General features: G+C 71.6%; 21 protein-coding genes. 19 read left to right on the top strand and 2 right to left on the bottom strand.

The window, feature by feature from the left end; all coding sequences use genetic code 11:
- Positions 1 to 21: 21 nt before the first annotated feature.
- Both GQS52_RS04985 and GQS52_RS04980 read right to left on the bottom strand, forming a co-directional pair.
- Positions 22 to 1149, bottom strand: a complete 1128-nt coding sequence (locus GQS52_RS04985; protein WP_220472740.1) for a glycosyltransferase — start codon at positions 1147 to 1149, stop codon at positions 22 to 24.
- A 127-nt stretch (positions 1150 to 1276) separates the two neighbouring features.
- Positions 1277 to 2476 (bottom strand): MFS transporter, encoded by a 1200-nt coding sequence (locus GQS52_RS04980; RefSeq protein WP_220472739.1) that lies wholly within the window; start codon positions 2474 to 2476, stop codon positions 1277 to 1279.
- Positions 2477 to 2811: 335 nt separating this feature from the next.
- Between GQS52_RS04980 and GQS52_RS04975 the strand changes: the two genes are divergently transcribed.
- From GQS52_RS04975 to GQS52_RS04885, 19 genes are all read left to right on the top strand, one after another.
- Positions 2812 to 3549, top strand: a complete 738-nt coding sequence (locus tag GQS52_RS04975; protein ID WP_259370589.1) for an SDR family oxidoreductase — start codon at positions 2812 to 2814, stop codon at positions 3547 to 3549.
- Positions 3550 to 3562: 13 nt separating this feature from the next.
- The gene (locus GQS52_RS04970; protein ID WP_182311844.1) at positions 3563 to 4585 is read left to right on the top strand and encodes an LLM class flavin-dependent oxidoreductase; all 1023 of its coding nucleotides are present in this window, start codon (positions 3563 to 3565) and stop codon (positions 4583 to 4585) included.
- The gene (locus tag GQS52_RS04965; protein WP_182311843.1) at positions 4579 to 5496 is read left to right on the top strand and encodes an MBL fold metallo-hydrolase; all 918 of its coding nucleotides are present in this window, start codon (positions 4579 to 4581) and stop codon (positions 5494 to 5496) included. Before GQS52_RS04970 ends, GQS52_RS04965 begins: the two co-directional genes overlap by 7 nt.
- A 203-nt stretch (positions 5497 to 5699) precedes the next feature.
- Positions 5700 to 6440, top strand: a complete 741-nt coding sequence (locus GQS52_RS04960; protein WP_259370588.1) for an AfsR/SARP family transcriptional regulator — start codon at positions 5700 to 5702, stop codon at positions 6438 to 6440.
- A gap of 401 nt (positions 6441 to 6841) precedes the next feature.
- A complete protein-coding gene (locus tag GQS52_RS04955) occupies positions 6842 to 7111 on the top strand; it encodes an acyl carrier protein (RefSeq protein WP_182311841.1) in 270 nt (89 codons plus the stop codon).
- A 36-nt stretch (positions 7112 to 7147) separates the two neighbouring features.
- Positions 7148 to 8083 (top strand): aromatase/cyclase, encoded by a 936-nt coding sequence (locus tag GQS52_RS04950; RefSeq protein ID WP_182311840.1) that lies wholly within the window; start codon positions 7148 to 7150, stop codon positions 8081 to 8083.
- A 106-nt stretch (positions 8084 to 8189) separates the two neighbouring features.
- On the top strand, positions 8190 to 9722 hold the full coding sequence (locus tag GQS52_RS04945) for an acyl-CoA carboxylase subunit beta (RefSeq protein ID WP_259371040.1): 1533 nt from the start codon (positions 8190 to 8192) through the stop codon (positions 9720 to 9722).
- Entirely contained in the window at positions 9719 to 9958 is a 240-nt protein-coding gene (locus GQS52_RS04940; protein WP_182311839.1) for an acyl-CoA carboxylase epsilon subunit, read from the top strand. The genes GQS52_RS04945 and GQS52_RS04940 overlap by 4 nt, the downstream gene beginning before the upstream one ends.
- A gap of 11 nt (positions 9959 to 9969) precedes the next feature.
- The gene (locus tag GQS52_RS04935) at positions 9970 to 10551 is read left to right on the top strand and encodes an NAD(P)H-dependent oxidoreductase (RefSeq protein ID WP_259370587.1); all 582 of its coding nucleotides are present in this window, start codon (positions 9970 to 9972) and stop codon (positions 10549 to 10551) included.
- 24 nt (positions 10552 to 10575) lie between these two features.
- Positions 10576 to 11643 carry a glucose-1-phosphate thymidylyltransferase gene (locus GQS52_RS04930; protein ID WP_182311838.1) on the top strand — a complete coding sequence of 356 codons (1068 nt, stop codon included), beginning with the start codon at positions 10576 to 10578 and terminating at the stop codon, positions 11641 to 11643.
- Positions 11640 to 12626, top strand: coding sequence for a dTDP-glucose 4,6-dehydratase (rfbB, locus tag GQS52_RS04925; protein ID WP_182311837.1), 987 nt, complete (start codon positions 11640 to 11642; stop codon positions 12624 to 12626). Before GQS52_RS04930 ends, rfbB begins: the two co-directional genes overlap by 4 nt.
- 4 nt (positions 12627 to 12630) lie before the next feature.
- On the top strand, positions 12631 to 13938 hold the full coding sequence (gene rfbH / locus GQS52_RS04920; RefSeq protein ID WP_182311836.1) for a lipopolysaccharide biosynthesis protein RfbH: 1308 nt from the start codon (positions 12631 to 12633) through the stop codon (positions 13936 to 13938).
- Positions 13939 to 13961: 23 nt separating this feature from the next.
- Entirely contained in the window at positions 13962 to 15305 is a 1344-nt protein-coding gene (locus tag GQS52_RS04915; RefSeq protein WP_259370586.1) for an NDP-hexose 2,3-dehydratase family protein, read from the top strand.
- On the top strand, positions 15302 to 16270 hold the full coding sequence (locus GQS52_RS04910) for a Gfo/Idh/MocA family oxidoreductase (protein ID WP_259370585.1): 969 nt from the start codon (positions 15302 to 15304) through the stop codon (positions 16268 to 16270). Before GQS52_RS04915 ends, GQS52_RS04910 begins: the two co-directional genes overlap by 4 nt.
- Before the next feature lie 124 nt (positions 16271 to 16394).
- Entirely contained in the window at positions 16395 to 17180 is a 786-nt protein-coding gene (fabG, locus tag GQS52_RS04905; protein ID WP_182311835.1) for a 3-oxoacyl-ACP reductase FabG, read from the top strand.
- A gap of 59 nt (positions 17181 to 17239) precedes the next feature.
- On the top strand, positions 17240 to 18508 hold the full coding sequence (locus GQS52_RS04900; RefSeq protein WP_182311834.1) for a beta-ketoacyl-[acyl-carrier-protein] synthase family protein: 1269 nt from the start codon (positions 17240 to 17242) through the stop codon (positions 18506 to 18508).
- Entirely contained in the window at positions 18505 to 19728 is a 1224-nt protein-coding gene (locus tag GQS52_RS04895; RefSeq protein ID WP_182311833.1) for a ketosynthase chain-length factor, read from the top strand. The genes GQS52_RS04900 and GQS52_RS04895 overlap by 4 nt, the downstream gene beginning before the upstream one ends.
- Positions 19729 to 19765: 37 nt before the next feature.
- The gene (locus GQS52_RS04890) at positions 19766 to 20203 is read left to right on the top strand and encodes a nuclear transport factor 2 family protein (protein ID WP_259370584.1); all 438 of its coding nucleotides are present in this window, start codon (positions 19766 to 19768) and stop codon (positions 20201 to 20203) included.
- Between the two features lie 34 nt (positions 20204 to 20237).
- A complete protein-coding gene (locus GQS52_RS04885) occupies positions 20238 to 21392 on the top strand; it encodes a DegT/DnrJ/EryC1/StrS family aminotransferase (RefSeq protein ID WP_182311831.1) in 1155 nt (384 codons plus the stop codon).
- Positions 21393 to 21404: the final 12 nt, after the last annotated feature.

Here is a 21404-nt window from a genome sequence, read left to right as displayed (position 1 = left end):
CGAGCCGGATCCGAGCGGGGATCAAGTCCGGGGCGGTGCCGCCGGCTCCCGGCGGCCCTGCTCCCGCAGCTCCTCCAGGGCGCGCACCACGTCCGTCGGCGCCGGCATCCGCCGCATCTCCTCGGCGATGTCGTGCGCCCGCTCCCGGTACGACGGGTTGCCCAGCACCTTGTCCACGGCGGCGGCGATCGCCTCGGCGGAGTCCTCACCGGGCCGGATCAGCGTGGCCGCACCGTACTCGGTGAGGCGCTCGCTGTAGTCGACGACGTAGGGAAGGTAGGGGATGAGCACCTGGGGAACGCCGTGGGCCATGCTGCCCAGGACGGTGTTGCCCCCGGCGTGGTTGACCACCACGTCGCAGGTCGGCGCGATGACGTCCAGCGGCAGCCAGCCGGCCCGTACGTTCTCCGGCAGGGGGCCCAGCTCGGCGGCCATGTCGTCCGGCGCGCCCACCAGCAGCTCGACGTCCAGGTCCTGCACCTTCTGCACCAGCGCGGCCAGGACGTCGAAGTAGTAGTCGGGCGTGATCCGGCTGCCGGCGGTGACCATGACACGGGGACGCTCGCCCTTGGTGTACATCCAGGGCTCGACCGCCTTCGGGGTGGTGTAGGGGACGTACCGCATGGGCTGTGCGGGGGGCGCGTCCCAGACCCGCAGGCTCGGCGGGCAGGTGTCCACGAAGAGGTCGAAGCGCGGCATGTCGTAGAGGCCGAGCCGCTCCAGGCTGAAGCCGAGTTCGGACGCGGCCGCCAGGTCGATGGTGCGCGGCTCTCCCATGTCCACGGCGTGCTTGACGTACGGTACGCCGGCGTACGCCGCGATCAGAGGAGCGGCGAAGGCCAGGGCCCCGCCGACGACGAGGTCGGGCCGCCAGCGGTCGGCGAGGGGGATCAGTCCCTCCAGGCAGGCGGCGGCGAAGCGCCCGAAGCAGCGGCCGTTGAACAGGAACCGCTCGTGCAGGTCGGTGGGGATCGGGATGCGGTTGCCGTCCTTGTCCCGGAGGGTGTCCATCATCGACGTGGACGTCACCGGGACTCCGGGCAGGCCGGCGCGGGTGATGATCGGCATCACGTCCTCGGGGCCGGCCATGAACACCTCGTGGCCGGCTGCTCGTGCCGCCTGGGCCAGCGGAACGATCGAGAAGATCACTCCCGAGGTTCCTCCGGATACGAAGAGTATTCTCATGCCGGCCATCCTCGGACCCGTTCGTCGAGACCAGGTCCAGGACGGGTCGACGCGCGGCCGTTCGTCCGCCCCGCCCCGGCCCGTTCCTGCGTCAGCCCTTCCTGGCCGCCGGTTCGGGGGCCGGCTCCGCGCGTGGCGGCACCGCGGGCCGCAGCACGGCCAGGACCAGCAGCACCACGGCGCTGAGACCGGCCGCCACCAGGAATCCGGTGGTTATGGAGGTGGCCCCGATCAACGGTCCGATGACGACGGGAGCGGCGAACTGCCCGGAGAAGTTGGCCGTCCCGGACAGGGCCATGGCCTGGCCGCGCATGGCCGGCGGTGCCGTCTCGCCGGTCATGATCGCCAGTGCCGGTACGGAGATCCCGCTGCCCGCACCGAAGAGGACGGCTGACAGGGCGAGGGCGAGAGGATGCGAGACCAGCGCGCCGTTGACGAACGCCAGCCCCCACAGGGCCAGGGCCGTGCCCAGCAGGCCCCGGTACCCCGTGTGCGCGCGCAGCCGGCCGTAGAAGTAGCCGGAGACGCTGCCGGCCAGCGAGACGGCGGCGGTGACCACCGAGATGGTGAAGGGGTCGCCGACCTCCAGTTCGGCCAACCGCTGCGGGACGAACACGATCAGGACGTACAGCAGGAAGGAGGAGATCATGGAGAGGGCGTACAGGTTCAGCAACCGGGGAGCGGTGCGCAGCAGGGTGAGGGTGCCGCCGCCGCGGCGCCCCGTCGGCGGGACGTGCGGCATGGCGAGCAGTGTCGCGATGCCGATGGGCACGCCGATCAGGTAGACGGCGAACGGGCCGTGCCAGGACAGGTCCGCCAGACCGCCGGCGATCAGCGGCCACAGGACGCCGCCCAGCCCGATCGCGGTGGAACGCCAGCCCGCGACCCGGTCGCGTTCCGCACCCTGGAAGAGCGCCATCAGCGCCACCGTCGTACTCGCGAACACGGCCGCGGCCCCGATGCCGAAGACCACGCGGCCGGCGATGAGGGCCGGGTAGGAGTCCGTGATCAGTCCGGAGCCGCCGGCGAGACCGTACAGCAGCAGTCCGGCGACCATGGGTGTCCGCAGTCCCCAGCGGTCGATCGTCCAGCCGGCCAGGGGACTGGCCACGGCCAGGGAGAGGCCGTGCGCGGTCAGGACCAGACCCGCGGCGGTGCCACTGACCCCCAGGTCGTTGCGGATGGCGGGCACCACGGGCGTCAGGACGGTGCCCGCCATCACCGTCAGGGTCGAGGCGAGCAGGAGCACCGCCAGCGTCGTACGGCGGCGGGCGGCGGTGGGAAAGGACACGGGCGTGTCCAACGGGGCCTCCAGGTTCGGCGGGGAAGGACGGAAGTTCGGGCGGAGGGCGCAGGCCCCCGGCCCGGTCACGCGGCGCGCCCGGTGTCCCTCCTGGCCGTCACGGCGTCCGCGTTCTCCGTCGCAGATCCTGGAACATGAACAGCGGTTGAGGTCAAGGGCGCTCCACTCCGGCGTCGAGCGCTCCGGGACGCGTCCTGGATCTCCTTTCGAGCAGGGTGCCGGACAGTCTGGGGCAGCCCCGCCGGACTGCGGTTCCCGTAGGCCCCGGCGACCGCGTGCCCCTCGGGGACCGCGGGTGACCCATGAAGGAGGTTGCGCTTCCCGTGCCCCGACAGCAGGTAGCCCTCGTGACCGGATCGTCGTCCGGGATCGGCGCCGCCATCGCCGCCCGGCTCAGCGCCGAGGGAATGTGCGTGGTCGTCAACTCTTCGCGCTCCGCCGAACAAGGCGCCGCGTTCGCCGCGTCGCTGCCCGACGCGTCCTACGTCCGGGCCGACGTCTCGGACGAGGCGCAGGCGGCCCGGCTGGTCGACACCGTGGTGGAGCGCCACGGCCGGCTGGACGTCCTCGTCAACTGCGCCGGCACCACCCGGGTGATCGCGCACTCCGACATCGCCGCGGCGACGCCGGAGGTCTGGCGGGAGATCCTCGGGGTCAACGTCGTCGGCACCTGGCAGGTGACCTCGGCCGCGGCCCCCCACCTCGCCGAGGCAGGCCCCGGAAACGTCGTCAACATCTCCTCGGTCGCCGGCGACCGGCCGGTGGGCAGTTCGATCCCGTACGCGGTCAGCAAGGCGGCCCTCAACCACATGACGCGGCTGCTGGCCGCGGCGCTCGGCCCGGACGTCCGGGTGAACGCGGTGGCACCGGCCCTGACCCGGACCCCGTGGACCGAGGGGGATCCGTTCTTCGAGAAGGTGGCGGAGAAGGTCCGAAGCGACACCCCGCTGCGGAGGGTGGGGGCCGACACCGACGTGGCCGAGGCCGTCTGGGCGGTGCTGCGCATGAGCCACATGACCGGAGCGGTGCTGCCCGTCGACGGCGGCGCCCGGCTGATCTGAGAGGCACGTACGCATGAAGCTCGCAGTGAACCTGTCGGCGAAGGACGCCGTGGTGCTGGCCGAGGCCGCCGAGGAGCTCGGGTTCGACCTGGCCCTGGCTCCGGAGGGCTACCGCAGCGATGCGCCCGGCGTCCTGGGAGCGGTGGCGGCCCGCACCCGGCGCATCGCCCTGGGGTCGGCCGTGATGCAGATCCCCGCCCGGCCGCCGGCCACCACGGCGCTGACCGCCGCCACCTTGGACATGCTGTCGCAGGGGCGCTTCCGGCTCGGTCTGGGGGTGTCGAACCCGGACGTCTCCGAAGGGTGGTACGGGGTGCCGTTCGAGCGGCCGCTGGCGCGGACGCGCGAGTACGTGGAGATCGTCCGGGAGGCCCTGCGGGGAGGGCCGGTCACCTACCGGGGCGATCACTTCGTCCTTCCGAGCGCCGGCCGGGCCGCGGCTCCCCTGCACCTGTTCACCGAGGGGCACCGCCCCGACCTGCCCGTCTACCTGGCGGCCGTCGGCCCGGCCAACCTGCGGTTGGCGGGAGAGATCGCCGACGGGTGGCTCGGTGTGTTCACCTCGCCCGGGATGGTGCGCGAGGCGGTCGGCAGGATCGCGGAGGGCCGGGCCGTCCGGGGCCTGTCGATGGAGGGCTTCGAGGTTCTGCCCTCGCTGCCGACCGCCGTGGCCGACGACCTGGAACGCGCGGCGGACCAACTCCGGCCCCAGTACTGCTACCTGATGGGGATCGGCGACCCGGCGACCAACTTCTACTGCTCCCTGGCCCGACGGCTGGGATTCGGCGCGGAGATCGAGCGAGTGGTCCGGTGCCTGGGCGACGGTGACCGCCGCGCGGCCGAGGCCCACGTCCCGCTGGAACTCATCGACCGCACGGCGCTCATCGGCCCCACCGAGCGGATCGCCGGCCGGATGCGGGAGTACGCGGAGGCGGGGGTGACGACCCTGGGCATCATGGTCTCGGCCGCGACCACCACGCCCGAGGGGCGCCTGGGCATTCTGAAGGCCTGTGCCGAGGCGGTCCGGTCATGGTGAACCCCGACACCGGGACGCCGCGCCTGGAGGAGGTGGCGGACGGGGTGTTCGCCTACGTCCAGCCGGACGGCGGCTGGTGCCTGAACAACGCGGGCCTGGTCGTCGCGGAAGGGCGGTCACTGCTGGTCGACACCGCGGCGACCGAGGCTCGGGCCCGGGCACTGCGGACCGCCGTCGCCTCGGTCACCCCCCGGCCCCCCGCCTTCGTCGTCAACACCCACTCCCACGGCGACCACACCTTCGGCAACTCCGTCTTCGCCGACCGGGCGGTGATCATCTCCCATGAACGGACGCGGGCCGAGATGGCGGCGGTGGGCCTTCACCTGACGACTCTCTGGCCGGACGTCGAGTGGGGCGACGTCTCCGTGGAGCTGCCCACCCTCACGTACCGCGACCGCATGACGCTGCACGTGGCCGGCGCCGCCGTCGAGCTGATCGCGCTGGGGCCGGCCCACACGGCGGTCGACACGGTGGTGTGGCTGCCGGAGCAGCGTGTGCTGTTCGCGGGAGACCTGCTGATGTCGGGGGCGACCCCGTTCTGCCTGATGGGCTCGGTCAGCGGTTCCCTGGACGCGGTGGCGCGGCTGCGGTCGCTCGGACCGCGCACCGTCGTGGCCGGTCACGGTCCCGTGGCGGGACCTGAACTGCTGGACACCGCGGAGCGGTACCTCGGGTGGGTGCGGGACCTCGCCGCGGACGCGGTGGCGGCCGGCCTCTCACCGCTGGAGGCCGCCCGCGCCGCCGACCTGGGGGAATGGGCCGAGCTGCTCGACGCCGAGCGGCTGGTCCCCAACCTGCACCGTGCCTGCGCCGAGGCCCGGGGGGCGGAACCCGGTGCGGTGCTGGACGTACCGGCCATGTTCGCGGACATGGTGGAGTACCACGGCAGCTTGCCCGAGTGCCGAGCATGAGGGCCGGCGCAGTGGGGTCCGCACCGCCGCGACGGCCCCGCTGCGAGACCTGACAGTTCCGGTGCCAATCGGTTGGGGTCCGTGAATGCTTGTGCTTATGATCGGCGCAAAACTCCAAGAAACGGGGAGGCAAGCACGTGCAATTCAATCTCATCGGACCATTTGAAATCGTCAACGACAATGGAGGCAGAATTTCTCCGGGCATGCCGAAGGTGCGGCAGACGCTGAGTGTCCTGCTGACCCGGCCCGGCGAGATTGCCAGTACCGATTCCCTCATCCAGGAACTGTGGGGGGACGAGCCGCCGCGGAGTGCGACGACCACCCTCCAGACGTACGTCTACCACGCCCGGAAATTATTGGAGGAGGAGGGGGCCGTGGGTGCGGGCCGGTCCCTGCTGGTGACCCAGTCGCAGGGGTACATGGCCGACGTGTCCGGCCACCGGGTGGACGTCACCGAATTCGAACGGCTCGTGACCAAGAGCCAGTCGGCGCTCAACCGCGGTGACGCCGAACAGGCCGGGGAGCTGTTGCAGCAGGCGTTCGTGCTGTGGCGCGGCCCGGCCCTGTCCGACGTGCCGACCGGCCGGGTGCTCAAGGGGCGCATCGTGCGCCTGGAGGAATTGCGCATCCGGGCCCTGGAACTGCGCATCGAGACCGGCCGGCGCCTGGGGCGCTACCGCGAATCCATCCCCGAACTGCGGGAACTGGTGGCGACCTACCCGTTCAACGAGTGGTTCCACGGGCAGCTCATCGATGCGCTGCACCGTTCGGGGCGTCGGGCCGAGGCGTTGCAGGCGTACCAGGGGCTGCGCCGCATCCTCAGCGAGGAACTCGGCCTGGAGCCCTCCTCGGTGCTTCAGCGCCTCCAGCTGGAGGTTCTCGCCGCCAGCCCGTCCGAGCCCTCCGTCGGGACGTTCGACTGGGACCTCTACACGACGGCCTGAGGCCGTCCGTCCGCCTGAGGCCGTCCGTCCGCCGGGGGCCGGCGGTCCCGCCCCGGGGAGGGGCGACCGGAGCCGTCGCAGCCGGCATTCACGCATTTCGTGGTGCGTGAATGCCGGCCGCAGGTGTTTCCGTGAAAATGAATGGTCCGGCGGCGGAAGGCCCCGGAATTATTCTGCGGTGTCCTTGACTTTCCGGAAGTCGGCCGAACATAATCGATTCGGCGCTCCACCGCGGGTCGGACGGGCACTGCGGGGCGGCACTCGCTCGCGGACGCCGAATTTCTCGGGTGCTGACGCGCCTCTTTGCGTGCACCTTGTTCTGACTGCGCCGGGCGCGGCAGCGCGCTTCTGCGTCGGGCTCCCGAATTTCACCATTTCACCGAACCTTCGAAAGGCCGGCCATGCCTGCTGAGCAGTTCACTTTTGACGACCTGAAGCGCCTCCTCCGCGAAGGAGCCGGTGCGGACGACGGCACCGACCTGGACCGCGGCACCCTCGACACCGAGTTCACGGACCTCGGCTACGACTCGCTCGCCCTCCTGGAGACCAGCAGCCTGATCGAGCGCGAGTGCGGCATCACGTTCGACGAGGCCGAGTTCGCCCACGCCACCACCCCCCGCGCCCTGCTGGCCCTGGTCGAGGCCGAGCTCAACGGGGCCAAGTCCGCCTGACGTGCGGTACCGCACGCGGAGGAGAGGAGTCGCATCATGCAGCGCGAGGTCGAGCACGAGATCCTGGTCCGTGCCGCCCCCCGGACGGTCTACCGGCTGGTGGAGGATGTCGCGAACTGGCCCAGGCTGTTCCCGCCGACGGTGTTCGTGGACCACCTTTGGCGCGGTGACGGCGAGGAGCGGCTGCGGATCTGGGCCACTGTGGGCGACGGGGTGAAGTCCTGGACTTCGCACCGTCGTTCGGACCCGGACGCGTTGCGGATCGACTTCCGTCAGGAGGAGCCCTTCCCCCCGGCGGCGGCCATGAGCGGTTCGTGGATCGTCGAGCCCGCCGGCCCCGGCACTTCCCGGGTGCGCCTCCTCCACGGCTACCGGGCTGTGGAGGACGCCCCCGACAGCCTCACCTGGCTCGACGAGGTCGTGGACCGCAACAGCCGGGCGGAGCTGGCCGCTCTGAAGGACGGCGCCGAGCAGGCGAACGACCTGGCCGCGCGGACCGTCACCTTCGAGGACACGCTCCGTGTCGATGCCCCGGCGGAGGCGGTCTACGCCTTCCTCAACGAGGCACAGCACTGGTCCGCGCGGCTGCCGCACGTCGCCGAGGTCGAACTGGACGAGACCACCCCCGGCATCCAGAGACTCCGGATGCACACCCGCACCAAGGACGGCTCCACCCACACCACGGAGTCCGTCCGCGTGTGCCTGCCACCCCACCGGATCGTCTACAAGCAGACACACCTGCCGGCTCTGATGTCGCTGCACATCGGCAGCTGGGAACTGGCGGAGGACGGGGACGGGGTCACCACCGCCACCTCTCGGCACACCGCGGTCGTCGACCCCGCGAACGTCACCGCCGTGCTGGGCGCGGGCGCCGGCATCGCCGAGGCCCGCTCGTACCTGCGGAGCGCGCTGGGCGGGAACAGCCTCGCGACCCTGGAACACGCGGGACGACACGCCGAAGCCGCCCTCTGACACCCGGACACCGCCCGAGCCGCCCGCGCCACGAGGCTTCACGCACAGAAAGGGGGACCCGGCCGTGCCGATCGCCGACGCCCGACAGGCGGAGCTGCCGGATCCGCTGGACGAACTGGCCGCGCTGAAGGCGTCGGCCCACGAAGGACCCGACCCGGAGGCCACCCGGCGCCAGCACGAACGCAACAAGCTGACGGCGCACGAGCGTATCGGGCTGCTGCTGGACGAGGGCTCGTTCACCGAAGTGGAACCGCTGCGACGGCACCGGGCCACCGGTTTTGGGATGGAGGGCAAGAAGCCCTACGGAGACGGCGTGGTCGCCGGCTGGGGAACGGTGCACGGACGGACCGTCTTCGTCTACGCCCACGACTTCCGGGTCTTCGGCGGCGCGCTGGGGGAGGCCCACGCGCAGAAGATCCACAAGGTCATGGACATGGCACTGGCAGCTGGGGCGCCGCTCGTGAGCCTCAACGACGGGGCCGGGGCCAGGATCCAGGAGGGGGTCACCGCGCTCGCCGGGTACGGGGGCATCTTCCAGCGCAACACCAGGGCGTCGGGAGTCGTCCCGCAGATCAGCGTCATGCTGGGGCCCTGCGCCGGCGGCGCCGCCTACTCTCCCGCCCTGACCGACTTCGTGTTCATGGTGCGCGACACCTCCCAGATGTTCATCACCGGACCGGAGGTGGTCCGTGCCGTCACGGGAGAAGAGATCACCCACAACGGTCTGGGCGGAGCCGAGGTGCACGCACGGTCCTCCGGCGTCGCCCACTTCCTCCACGAGGACGAGGAGAACTGCCTGGAGGAGGTCCGCTTCCTGCTCTCCCTGCTGCCGTCGAACAACCGCGAGCTCGCCCCCGCCCGGTCCTGCGACGACCCCGTGGACCGGCGCACCGACGCGCTGCTGGACATCGTCCCCGCGGAACCGGGCCGGTCCTACGACGTCCGCGCGGTCATCGAGGAGATCGTCGACGACGGAGAGCACCTGGAGGTCCACGCGGGCTGGGCGCCCAACATCGTGTGCTCGCTGGCGCGGCTGGACGGCCATGTGGTCGGCGTCGTCGCCAACCAGCCCGCTGCCCTGGCAGGTGTCCTGGACATCAAGTCGTCGGAGAAGGCGGCCCGCTTCATCCAGCTCTGCGACGCCTTCAACATCCCGCTCGTCACGCTGGTCGACGTGCCGGGCTTCCTCCCGGGCGTCGACCAGGAGCACCACGGCATCATCCGGCACGGCGCCAAGCTCCTCTACGCGTACTGCAACGCCACCGTCCCCCGCGTCTCCCTCGTCATGCGCAAGGCGTACGGAGGTGCCTACATCGTCATGGACTCCCGCTCCGTCGGTGCCGATCTCGCACTGGCCTGGCCCGGCAACGAGATCGCGGTCATGGGCGCGGAGGGGGCCGCCAACGTCATCTTCCGCCGGGAGATCAGCGCCGCGGACGACCAGGAGGCCGTACGGGCCCAGCGCATCAAGGAGTACAGGAGCGAACTCATGCACCCTTACTACGCCGCCGAGCGCGGCCTGGTCGACGACGTCATCGACCCGCGCGAGACCCGCTCGGTCCTCGTCCGGGCCCTGGCGATGCTGCGCGCCAAACACGCCGACCTGCCGCTGCGCAAGCACGGCAACCCGCCGCAGTGACGGCGGACCGGGAAGCCGCGGCGCCGCCCGTCGTCCGGGTGCACCGCGGCGACCCCACCCCCGAGGAACTCGCCGCGGTCACCGCCGTACTGCTGGCCGCCCGCCGCGCCGCGGACAGCACCCCGGAGCCGCCTCCCCGGCCGGCGGGCTGGCGCCGACCGGAGCGGCAGCGGTCCGTCGTCCACTGCTCCTGGCGGAACGGCCCTTTGGGCGTGTCCGCCCTCCTGCCATCGTGATTGGGGAACAGGTGTCTCCGCCCATCAAGCTCGCCGTGGTCGTCGCGTCCGTCCGCAAGGGCAGGTTCGGCCCCCGGGTCGCCGCGTGGTTCGCCGGCCGGGCCCGGCAGCACGGCTCATTCGACGTCGACGTCATCGACCTGATCGACTTCCCTCTGCCGCTGGACATGTCCCGCTACGCCGGGGAAACCGACCCGGCGGTGGAGACGCTGCGGCGCTCCCTGAGCAGCCGCCTGGCGGACGCGGACGCGTACGCCCTGGTGACACCCGAGTACAACCACACCTTCTCCCCGGCGCTGGCCAACGTCCTCAACTGGTGCACGGACGAATGGCGGGCCAAGCCGGCCGGGCTCGTCTCGTACGGGGGCCGGTCCGGCGGTCTGCGGGCCACCGAGCACCTGCGCCAGGTGCTGGCCGAGCTGCACCTGGTGCCCCTGCGGGACACCCTGAGCTTCCACAACGACTGGGACGGCTTCGCGGACGGGGGTTGCCCGGACGGCTCCGAGGCGCCTGCCAAGGTCCTGCTCGACCAGCTCGTGTGGTGGGGGACCGCCCTGCGCGAAGCGCGCGGGAAGCACCCCTTCGGAACCTGACCCCATTCCCCGGAAGGCGAACTCATGAAAGCTCTGGTGCTGTCGGGCGGGACCGGTACCCGTCTGCGGCCGTTCAGCCACTCCATGCCCAAGCAGCTCATCCCCATCGCCAACAAACCCGTGCTGGAACACGTCCTGGACAACATCCGCGCTGTCGGGATCACCGACATCGGGATCATCGTCGGGGACCGGGGGCCGGCCATCGCGGAGGTCCTGGGGGACGGTTCGCGGATGGGCGTGCGGCTGACCTACCTCCGGCAGGACCGGCCGCTCGGACTGGCGCACTGCGTCACGGTGGCCCGGTCCTTCCTGGCGGACGACGACTTCCTGATGTACCTGGGCGACAACATGCTGCCCGACGGGATCGGCGACGTGGCCGCCGACTTCCACCGCCACCGCCCGGACGCACACGTCGTGGTGCACAAGGTGGCCGATCCGCGGGCCTTCGGCGTCGCCCAGATGGGAGCCGGCGACAGTGTCGTCCGCCTCGTGGAGAAGCCGCGGGAGCCGCCGAGCAATCTGGCGCTGATCGGCGTGTACCTGTTCACTCCGGCGATCCACGACGCGGTGGCCGCCATCAGGCCCAGCGCCCGGGGCGAGCTGGAGATCACCGACGCGATCCAGTACATGGTCGAACGGAACGCCGACGTCCGCGCCACGGAGTACGCGGGCTACTGGAAGGACACCGGGAGCGCGGAGGACGTGCTGGACTGCAACCGCACCCTGCTCCAGGACCTGCCACGGGCGATCGACGGTGAGGTGGACGCGGGAAGCACGGTCACCGGCCGGGTCGTGATCGAGGCCGGTGCCCGGGTGGTGCGCTCCCGCATCGAGGGCCCGGCGATCATCGGCGCGGGGACGGTGGTCGAGGACAGCCGCATCGGCGCCGGCACCTCGATCGGCAACGACTGCGTCCTGCGGGCGTGCGGCATCAGCGACTCGATCGTGCTCGACCGCGCCTCCATCACCGACGTGACGGGGCTGCACGGCTCGCTCATAGGCCGGGGGGCGCGGGTCGGCGCCGCGCACCGCGGCGCCGCACGGCACCGCCTGATGGTGGGCGACGACACACGGATCGAGATGGCGGCATGAAGCTCCTCGTCACCGGCGGTGCCGGATTCATCGGCTCGACGTACGTGCGCACCCTCCTCTCCGGCGGCTACGCGGAGTACGGGCAGGCGGAAGTCACGGTGCTGGACATCCTCAGCTACGCGGGCAACCGCGCGAACCTCCCCGTCCACCACCCGCGCATGACATTCGTCCGCGGCGACATCTGCGACGCGGACCTGCTGCGGGAGGTCCTGCCCGGACACGACGCGGTGGTGCACTTCGCCGCCGAGTCGCACGTGGACCGGTCGGTGGCCTCAGGCACCGCCTTCGTCCGCACCAACGTGGCCGGCACGCAGGCCCTGCTGGAGGCGTGCCTGGCCTCGGGCGTCGGAAGAGTGGTGCACGTCTCCACCGACGAGGTGTACGGGTCGATCACGCACGGTTCCTGGGACGAGCAGCAGCCGCTCCTGCCGAACTCGCCCTACGCCGCCTCCAAGGCGGCCTCCGACCTGATGGCCCGCGCGTACCGGCGTACCCATGGGCTCGATGTGCTGATCACTCGCTGCTCCAACAACTACGGTCCCTTTCAGCACCCCGAGAAGCTGATACCCCGGTTCGTCACCCGCCTGCTCCAGGGGCAGCAGGTACCCCTCTACGGTGACGGCAGCAACGTCCGCGAGTGGCTGCACGTGGAGGACCACTGCCGCGCCGTTCACCTGGTCCTCGCCAAGGGACGACCGGGCGAGATCTACAACATCGGCAGCGGCAACGCCCGCACCAACCTCGCCCTCACCGAACGGCTGCTGGCCCTCTGCGGGGCGGATCGGGCGGCGATACGCCCCGTGGCCGACCGCAAGGGCCACGACGCCCGCTACGCCCTGGACGACACCAAGCTGCGCGAGGAGCTGGGCTACGCCCCGGTCGTCCCCTTCGACCGGGGACTGGCGGACACCGTCGCCTGGTACCGCGACAACCCGCAGTGGTGGAAAGCCGCGAAGTACTCCTCCGCGGACGACGAGAGGTGAACCGATGACCAGCGAGCACAAGGCGCTCGTTCTCGACGAGGTCCGCAAGTACCACCAGGAACGGGAGGACCAAGGAGGCTTCGTGCCCGGCGTCACGGAGATCTGGCCGGCCGGCGCGACGCTGGACGCGGAGGACCGGGCGGCACTGGTGGAAGCGGCGCTGGAGATGCGGATCGCCGCGGGACCCAGCAGCCGGCGGTTCGAGAGCAGGTTCGCCAGGCGGATGGGGCTGCGCAAGGCCCATCTGACCAACTCCGGCTCCTCGGCCAACCTGCTGGCCCTGACCGCGTTCACCTCCCACATGCTGGAGGACCGGCGGCTGCGGCCCGGCGACGAGGTGATCACCGTGGCGGCCGGCTTCCCGACCACCGTCAACCCCATCATCCAGAACGGGCTCGTCCCCGTGTTCGTCGACGTGGAGCTGGGAACCTACAACACCACGGTGGACCGAGTCGCCCAGGCGATCGGCCCCCGTACCCGGGCCGTCATGATCGCCCATGCGCTGGGCAACCCCTTCCCCGTGAAGGAGATCGCCGAACTCGCGGAGCAGCACGCCCTCTTTCTCGTCGAGGACAACTGCGACGCGGTGGGCTCCACCTACGGCGGCAGGCCGACCGGCACCTTCGGCGACATCGCGACGGTCAGCTTCTACCCCGCCCACCACCTGGCGATGGGAGAGGGCGGCTGCGTGCTGACCTCGAACCTGGCCCTCGCCCGGATCGTGGAGTCGCTGCGGGACTGGGGACGGGACTGCTGGTGCGAGCCCGGGGAGAGCAACCGCTGCCTGAAGCGGTTCCAGTACCAGATGGGCGACCTGCCCGCCGGCTACGACCACAAGTACATCTTCTCCCACGTGGGGTACAACCTGAAGGCCACCGACCTCCAGGCCGCGCTGGGGCTGAGCCAGCTCGACAAACTGGACCGGTTCGTCGAGGCCCGCCGCCGCAACTGGCGGCGGCTGCGCGAGGGCCTGGCGGACGTCCCGCACCTGCTGCTGCCGGAGGCGACACCGCACAGCGACCCGAGCTGGTTCGGCTTCGCGCTGACGGTGCGGCCGGAGGCCCCGTTCACCCGGGCCGAGCTGGTGGAGTTCCTGGAGGGCCGCAAGATCGGCACCCGCCGTCTCTTCGCAGGCAACCTCACCCGCCACCCGGCCTACGCCGACGTCCCGCACCGCGTCGCCGGGAGTCTGGAGAACAGCGACGTGATCACGGAGAACACCTTCTGGACCGGGGTCTATCCCGCGCTCACCGACGAGATGATCGACTACGTCGTCGACTCCGTCCGCACGTTCGTGGCGGGTGCCCGGTGACTGCGGCCGGGCTCCTGCCCCGCGTGGACGCCGCCCTGCCCGCTGCGTTCGCCCGGTCCGCCGCCGTCCGTGCCGAGGGCGCCGGGATGCGGACCGCGGACTTCTCCCGCTGGATGGAGGGCCGGCGGCTGGCCCACGCCTTCCACGTCGAGCGGATTCCCTTCCGGGAGCTGGCAGGCTGGTCGTTCCAGGAGGGCACCGGCAACATCGTCCACGAGAGCGGCCGGTTCTTCACCGTCGAGGGGCTGAGCGTGCAGGTCGGCTCCGGCCCGTTCCGCGCCTGGCAGCAACCGATCATCAAGCAGCCGGAGGTCGGCATCCTGGGCCTGCTGGCCAAGGAGTTCGACGGGGTCCTGCACTTCCTCATGCAGGCCAAGATGGAACCGGGCAACCCCAACCTGCTGCAGCTGTCCCCGACCGTGCAGGCCACCCGCAGCAACTACACCAAGGTCCACCGGGGCGCTGCCGTGAAGTACCTGGAGTACTTCACCGAGCCGGGGCGCGGACGGGTGCTGACCGACGTGCTCCAGTCCGAACACGGATCGTGGTTCCACCACAAGGCCAACCGCAACGTGATCGTCCAGACGGACGGCGAGGTGGAGCCGGATCCCGACTTCTGCTGGCTGACCCTCGGCCAGCTGGGCGAACTGCTGTGCCGTGACAACGTGGTGAACATGGACGCGCGCACCGTCCTGGCCTGCGCCCCCCTCGGCAGGGCCGAGGACCGCGCCCGGACGAGCGACACCGGGGTGCGGTCCTGGTTCACCACCGAGCGCGCGCGGCACGAGCTCCGGGCGACCCGGACCGCGCTCGACGGCCTCGAGGGCTGGGTGCGGGACGACGACGCCGTCCGCCGGCCCGACGGGCGCTACTTCGAGGTGGTCGCCGTCCGGGTCGAGGCGGGCAACCGCGAGGTCTCCCAATGGACACAGCCGCTGTTCGCACCGGTCGGCGAGGGCGTGGTCGCCTTCCTGTACCGGCGCTTCGACGGTGTGCCCCACCTCCTGGTGCACGCCCGGGTGGAGGGCGGTTTCCTGGACACCGTGGAACTGGGCCCCACCGTCCAGTGCGACCCGGCCAACTGGTCCCACCTCCCGCCCGCCGATCGTCCCGCCTTCCTGGACGAGGTCCTCGGCGCCGGTCCGGAACGCATCCGCTACCGGGCGCTCCACTCCGAGGAGGGCGGCCGGTTCCGTGACGCCGTCAGCCGCTACCTGGTGGTGGAGACCGGTCTCACCCGGACCCCGCCCGGCTACCAGTGGGTCACCCCCGGCCAGCTGTCCTCCATGGCCCAGCACGGACACTACGTGAACGTGCAGGCCCGCACCCTGCTGTCGGTGCTCAACGCCTGCCCGGACCTGCTGTGACGGCGCCCGTGCGCCTGGGGGTGCTCGGCTGCGCGGACATCGCCCGCCGCCGCATGCTGCCGGCTGCCGTGCGCAGCCCGGACGTCGAGGTGGTCGCGGTGGCCGGCCGGGACCCCGCCCGGGCCGACGAGACGGCCCGCGCACACGGCTGCCGGGCGTACCACGGGTACCCGGAGCTGCTGGCGGACCCGGACGTGGAGGCGGTGTACGTACCGCTCCCCGCGGCGCTGCACGAGCGGTGGAACGAGGCGGCCCTGGCAGCGGGGAAGCACGTCCTCGCCGAGAAGCCGGTGACCACCGCACCGGAGCGCACCGCAGCCCTGTACGCACTGGCCCGGCGCCGCCGGCTGGTGCTGTGGGAGAACGTCATGTTCGTCCACCATCCGCAGCACGAGGCCGTGCGGGCGCTGGTCCGGGACGGAGCCATCGGCGACCTGCGGTCGCTGCGGGCCGAGTTCACCGTGCCACGGCGGCCTGCCGGCGACATCCGCCTGCGTCCCGACCTGGGCGGGGGATGCCTGTGGGACACCGGCGTGTACCCGGTACGGGCCGCCCTGCACTTCCTCGGACCGCACCTGGAGGTCGTCGGCGCATGGCTGTCCCGGGGACCCGGCGACGCCGTGGACACCGGCGGGGCCGCTCTGCTGCGCGACGCCGGGGGACGCACGGCCCAGCTCGCCTTCGGCCTCGACCACGGCTACCGCTCCGTCTACGAACTGTGCGGCAGCCGGGGCCGTGTCGTGCTCGACCACGCGTTCACCCCGGCGGCCGACCACCGCCCGGTGGTGCGGCTGGAGACCCCGGACGGCCGCCGCGAGATCACCCTGGACGCCCACGACCAGGTGGAAGCGACGCTCGCGGCGTTCGCGCGGGGAGTACGGCACGGACACGCGGACCCGGGGCCGGTCGTACGCCAGGCGGAACTCCTGCACGAGGTGAACACCCGGGCACGCCGCGGCGCGTGACGAGGGGCCTTCCACTCCGCTTCGAACCGGAGTCGAACCCGTGGCGCGAGACTCCCACGGGCGGGCAGGCCGGTCCACCGCCCTGCCCGGCCCGTCCCTTGCTTCTCTTCTCCTTGGAGGAACCATGTCTTCCCACCGCGGACGAGTGGCCCTGGTCACCGGAGCCACCAGCGGTATCGGTCTGGGGATCGCCACCCACCTGGCCCGCGAGGGAGCCCGGGTGTACGTGTGCGGACGCTCGGCCGACCGGCTCGCCGAGACCGTCAAGAGCTTGCAGGAGCAGGGCCTGGACGTGGACGGCAGGACCTGCGACGTGACCGACCGGGCGGACGTCGAGGCGTTGGTCGGCGCGGCGGTGGAGCGCTTCGGCCCCCTCGACATCCTGGTGAACAACGCGGGCCGCAGCGGAGGCGGCGTGGTCGCCGAGATGTCCGACGAGCTCTGGTACGACGTGATCAACACCAACCTCAACAGCGTGTTCCTGGTGACCCGGGCCGCGCTCGCCGTCGGCGGCATGCGGGACAAGCAGTGGGGCCGGATCATCAACATCGCGTCCACGGCCGGCAAGCAGGGGGCGGTCACCGCCGCCCCGTACTCCGCCTCCAAGCACGGTGTCGTCGGCTTCACCAAGGCCCTGGGGCTGGACCTCGCCAAAACCGGCATCACGGTCAACGCCGTCTGCCCCGGGTTCGTCGAGACGCCGATGGCCGAGCGGGTGCGCACGCACTACGCGCAGTCGTACGGCATCACCGAGCAGGAGGCCGCGGAGCGGGTCACCGCCCGGGTGCCGATCGGCCGCTATGTCGAGGTCGACGAGGTGACGGCGATGGTCGGCTACCTGGCCGGCGACGCCGCGGCCTCCGTGACGGCCCAGGCGCTCAACGTGTGCGGAGGACTGGGCAATTACTGATCCCACGACACCGGCGGCCGCGGACGCGGCCGCGTGACCCACGGTTTAAGGAGCCAGCGATGACCAGACGAGTGGTGATAACGGGAATCGGCGTACGCGCCCCCGGGGGGAAGGGCACGAAGGAGTTCTGGAGCCTGCTCACCGACGGCCGGACCGCCACCCGCGAGGTGTCGTTCTTCGACGCGTCGGGCTTCCGGTCCCGAGTGGCCGGCGAAGTCGACTTCCGCCCGGAGGACGAAGGGCTGACGCCGCGACAGGTGCGCAGGATGGACCGTGCGACCCAGTTCGCGGTGGCCTGCACCCAGGAGGCGGTCGCGGACAGCGGACTGGCCTTCGGCGACGTCGACCCGCACCGGATCGGCGTGGTCCTGGGCAGCGCGGTCGCGGCCGCCACCAGCCTGGAGAACGAGTACCTGGTGATGTCGGACAGGGGCCGCGAGTGGCTCGTGGACCCCGAGCACCTGTCGCCGTACATGTTCGACTACCTCACTCCCGGTGCGATGTCCGCCGAGGTCGCCTGGGCCGCGGGGGCCGAAGGACCGGTGACGCTGGTCTCCGACGGCTGCACCTCCGGCATCGACGCCGTCGGCCACGCCGTGCAGCTCATCCAGGATGGCGGGGCGGAGGTGGTGGTCGCGGGCGCTGCGGACACCCCCGTCACCCCCATCGTGGTGGCCTGCTTCGACGCCATCAAGGCGACGACCAAGCGGAACGACGACCCCGAACACGCCTCCCGCCCCTTCGACGCCACCCGCGACGGCTTCGTGCTCGCCGAGGGAGCGGCCATGTTCGTCCTGGAGGAGTACGCCGCCGCCCGGGCCCGCGGCGCACAGGTGTACGCCGAGGTGACCGGGTACGCCACCCGCTGCAACGCGTACCACATGACCGGCCTGAAGAAGGACGGCAGGGAGATGGCCGAGGCCATTCGCAGCGCCCTGGACGCCTCACGGATCGCCCCGGAGACAGTCGACTACGTCAACGCCCACGGCTCCGGTACCCGCCAGAACGACCGGCACGAGACGGCCGCGTTCAAGCGCAGTCTCAAGGAGCACGCCTACGCCGTTCCGGTCAGCTCCATCAAGTCGATGGTCGGGCACTCGCTGGGGGCCATCGGCTCCATCGAGATCGCCGCCAGCGCCCTCGCCATCCGGCACAACGTGGTACCGCCCACCGCCAACCTGCACCACGCCGACCCCGAGTGCGACCTCGACTACGTTCCGCTGACCGCCCGCGAACAGCGCGTGGACACCGTTCTGACGGTCGGCAGCGGCTTCGGCGGATTCCAGAGCGCCATGGTGCTCCGCGCCCCGGAAGGAGGGGACCGATGACCGTCACGACCGTCGTCACCGGCCTGGGGGTGGCAGCCCCCAACGGCCTGGGACGCGACGCCTACTGGAAGGCCGTCCTCGCGGGCCACAGCGGGATCGGACGGGTCACGCGCTTCGACGTGTCGCGCTACCCCTCCCGGCTCGCCGGGCAGATCGACGACTTCGATCCGTCCGAGCACCTGCCGGGCCGCCTGCTGCCGCAGACCGACCACTCCACCCGGCTGGCCTATGCGGCCGCGGACTGGGCGCTGGACGACGCACAGGTCGGTGCCGGGGACCTCAGGGACTACGACATGGGCGTGGTCACCGCCAACGCCCTCGGCGGCTTCGACTTCACCCACCGGGAGTTCCGCAAGCTGTGGAGCCGGGGGCCGGAGTACGTGAGCGTCTACGAGTCCTTCGCCTGGTTCTATGCGGTCAACACCGGTCAGATATCCATCCGCCACAAGATGAGGGGCCCGAGCGCCGCCCTGGTCGCCGAGCAGGCCGGCGGACTGGACGCCCTCGGGCACGCCCGGCGCACGGTCCGGCGCGGCACTCCGCTGGTGGTGGCCGGAGGAGTGGACTCGGCACTCGATCCCTGGGGGTACGCCTCGCAGCTGAGCGGCGGCATGGTGACCACCGCCACCGACCCGCTGCGTGCCTACCTGCCCTTCGACGCCGCCGCATCCGGCCACGTCCCCGGCGAGGGCGGTGCGCTGCTGGTCCTGGAGGACGCCTCCAGCGCCCGCGCCCGCGGGGTCGGGCGGGTTTACGGCGAACTGGCCGGCCATGCCGCGACCTTCGACCCGGCCCCGGACTCCGGCCGCCCGCCGGCCCTGGGCCGGGCGGCGGCCGGCGCCCTCGCCGACGCGGGCCTGGGGCCTGCCGACATCGACGTGGTCTTCGCGGACGGAGCGGGCACGCCGCACCTGGACGCGGCCGAGGCCGAGGCCATCGGATCGCTGTTCGGCGCCGGCGCCGTTCCGGTCACCGCGCCCAAGTCGCTGACCGGACGGCTCTACGGAGGGGGCGGCCCCCTGGACGTCGTCTGCGCCCTGCTGGCCATCCGCGACGGCGTCATCCCGCCCACCCACGGGGTGTCCGAGGTACCGGACGCCTATGGCCTCGACGTCGTGCGGGGCGAGCCGCGCGAGCGGCCGGTCCGCACCGCCCTGGTGCTGGCCCGCGGCCGCCGCGGGTTCAACTCGGCCGTCGTGGTCCGCGCGGCGGGCGACTGAGGCCCGCGTCCTTCCCAACCGTCATCGGAGGTTCCCTGTGCCCACCAGCAAGCCCGACGTGGTCCCGCCCGAGCTGTACGCCCGGGTCCAGCACTTCTACGCGCACCAGATGCAGCACCTCGACGGCCTGCGTTTCGACGAGTACGCGGCCACCTTCACCGAGGACGGCGTCTTCCAGCACTCTCCGGACGCCGAGCCCGCGCGCGGGCGCGACGGCATCGTCCGGGAACTCGTGGAGTTCCACCGACGGTTCGAGGGCGACCCCGTACAGCGGCGGCACTGGTTCAACCACATCGCCCTCGAACCCGCGGACGACGGAGCCCTGCGCTCCACGGTGTACGCCCTGGTGGTGACCGTCCGCCCCGGGGGCAGGCCGGAGACAGCACCGAGCTGTGTGGTCCACGACGTCCTGACCGACGGCCCCGACGGGCTGCTGCTGCGGTCCCGCCGCATCACCCACGACCAGCACTTCTGACCGGCGCTGCGGTGTCCATCCCAGGGGGAAAACAGTGATCAACCTCTTCCAGCCCCAGGTGGGTGACGAGGAACTCGCCGCCGTCGAAGCGGTCTTCAAGGACCGGTGGCTCGGACACGGACCGCGCACCAAGGCGTTCGAGGCAGCCTTCGGCGAGTACCTCGGCGTGCCGCCGGAGCACGTCGTCTTCCTCAACTCCGGTACGTCCGGACTGTTCCTGGCCGCAGAGGTGCTCGGCCTGTCCGAGGGGGACGAGGTCGTCCTCCCATCCATGAGCTTCCTCGCCGCGGCCAACGCCGTTGTGGTCCGCGGTGCCCGGCCGGTGTTCTGCGACGTGGACGCCCGCACCATGAACCCGTCGTGGGCCGACATAGAGGCGGTGCTGACCCCGCGCACCCGGGCGGTCCTGCTGCTGCATTACGGGGGGTACCCGGGGGAGGCGGCCTCCATCGCCCTCCGCTGCCGTGAGCGGGGGATCGCGCTGATCGAGGACTCCGCCTGCTCGCTGGGCTCGGCAGTGGACGGCCGGCGCACCGGAACCTTCGGCGACCTGGCGATGTGGAGTCTGGACGCGGCGAAGGTCCTCACCACGGGTGACGGCGGCATGCTCTACGTCCGGGATCCCGAGCTGGCGGTCCGAGCCAGGCGACTGGCCTACCACGGCCTGGTCCAGTCCTCCGGGCTCGGATACGCCCGGGTCTCCCACCGCTGGTGGGACCTGGAGGTGCCCGAACCGGGCCGGCGGCTGATCGGCAACGACCTGACGGCCGCGATCGGCAGCGTCCAGCTCCGCCGGCTGCCGGAGTTCCTCGCCCGGCGCAGGGAGATCGTGCGGCTCTACGACCAGGAGCTGGCCGGCCTCGGCGGAGTGGAACGGCCCCCCGCCCTGCCGGACGGGCAGGAGGCCTCGCACTACTTCTACTGGGTGCAGATGCCCGGAGCCGTCCGCGACGGCGTGGCCTCCGACCTCCTGGAGGCGGACGTGTACACCACCTTCCGCTACGCCCCCCTGCACAAGGTCCCCGCATACGGGCAGACGGGGCGCATCCTGCCGAACACGGAGCGCGCGTCCGAGGAGACGCTGTGCCTGCCGATCCACCCCGGCCTCAGTGACGACGACGTGCGCACCGTGGCCTCCTGCCTGCGCGAGTCCGTCACTTCCCGGACCGCGGCCCCGCAGGCCGGTTAGGAGGAGAGACCG

This window comes from Streptomyces sp. SCUT-3 (assembly GCF_014083985.1).
Lineage (GTDB): Bacteria > Actinomycetota > Actinomycetes > Streptomycetales > Streptomycetaceae > Streptomyces_H > Streptomyces_H thermolineatus.
Note: the sequence above shows the minus strand (reverse complement) of the source record. Positions and strands in the feature narration are given on the sequence as shown.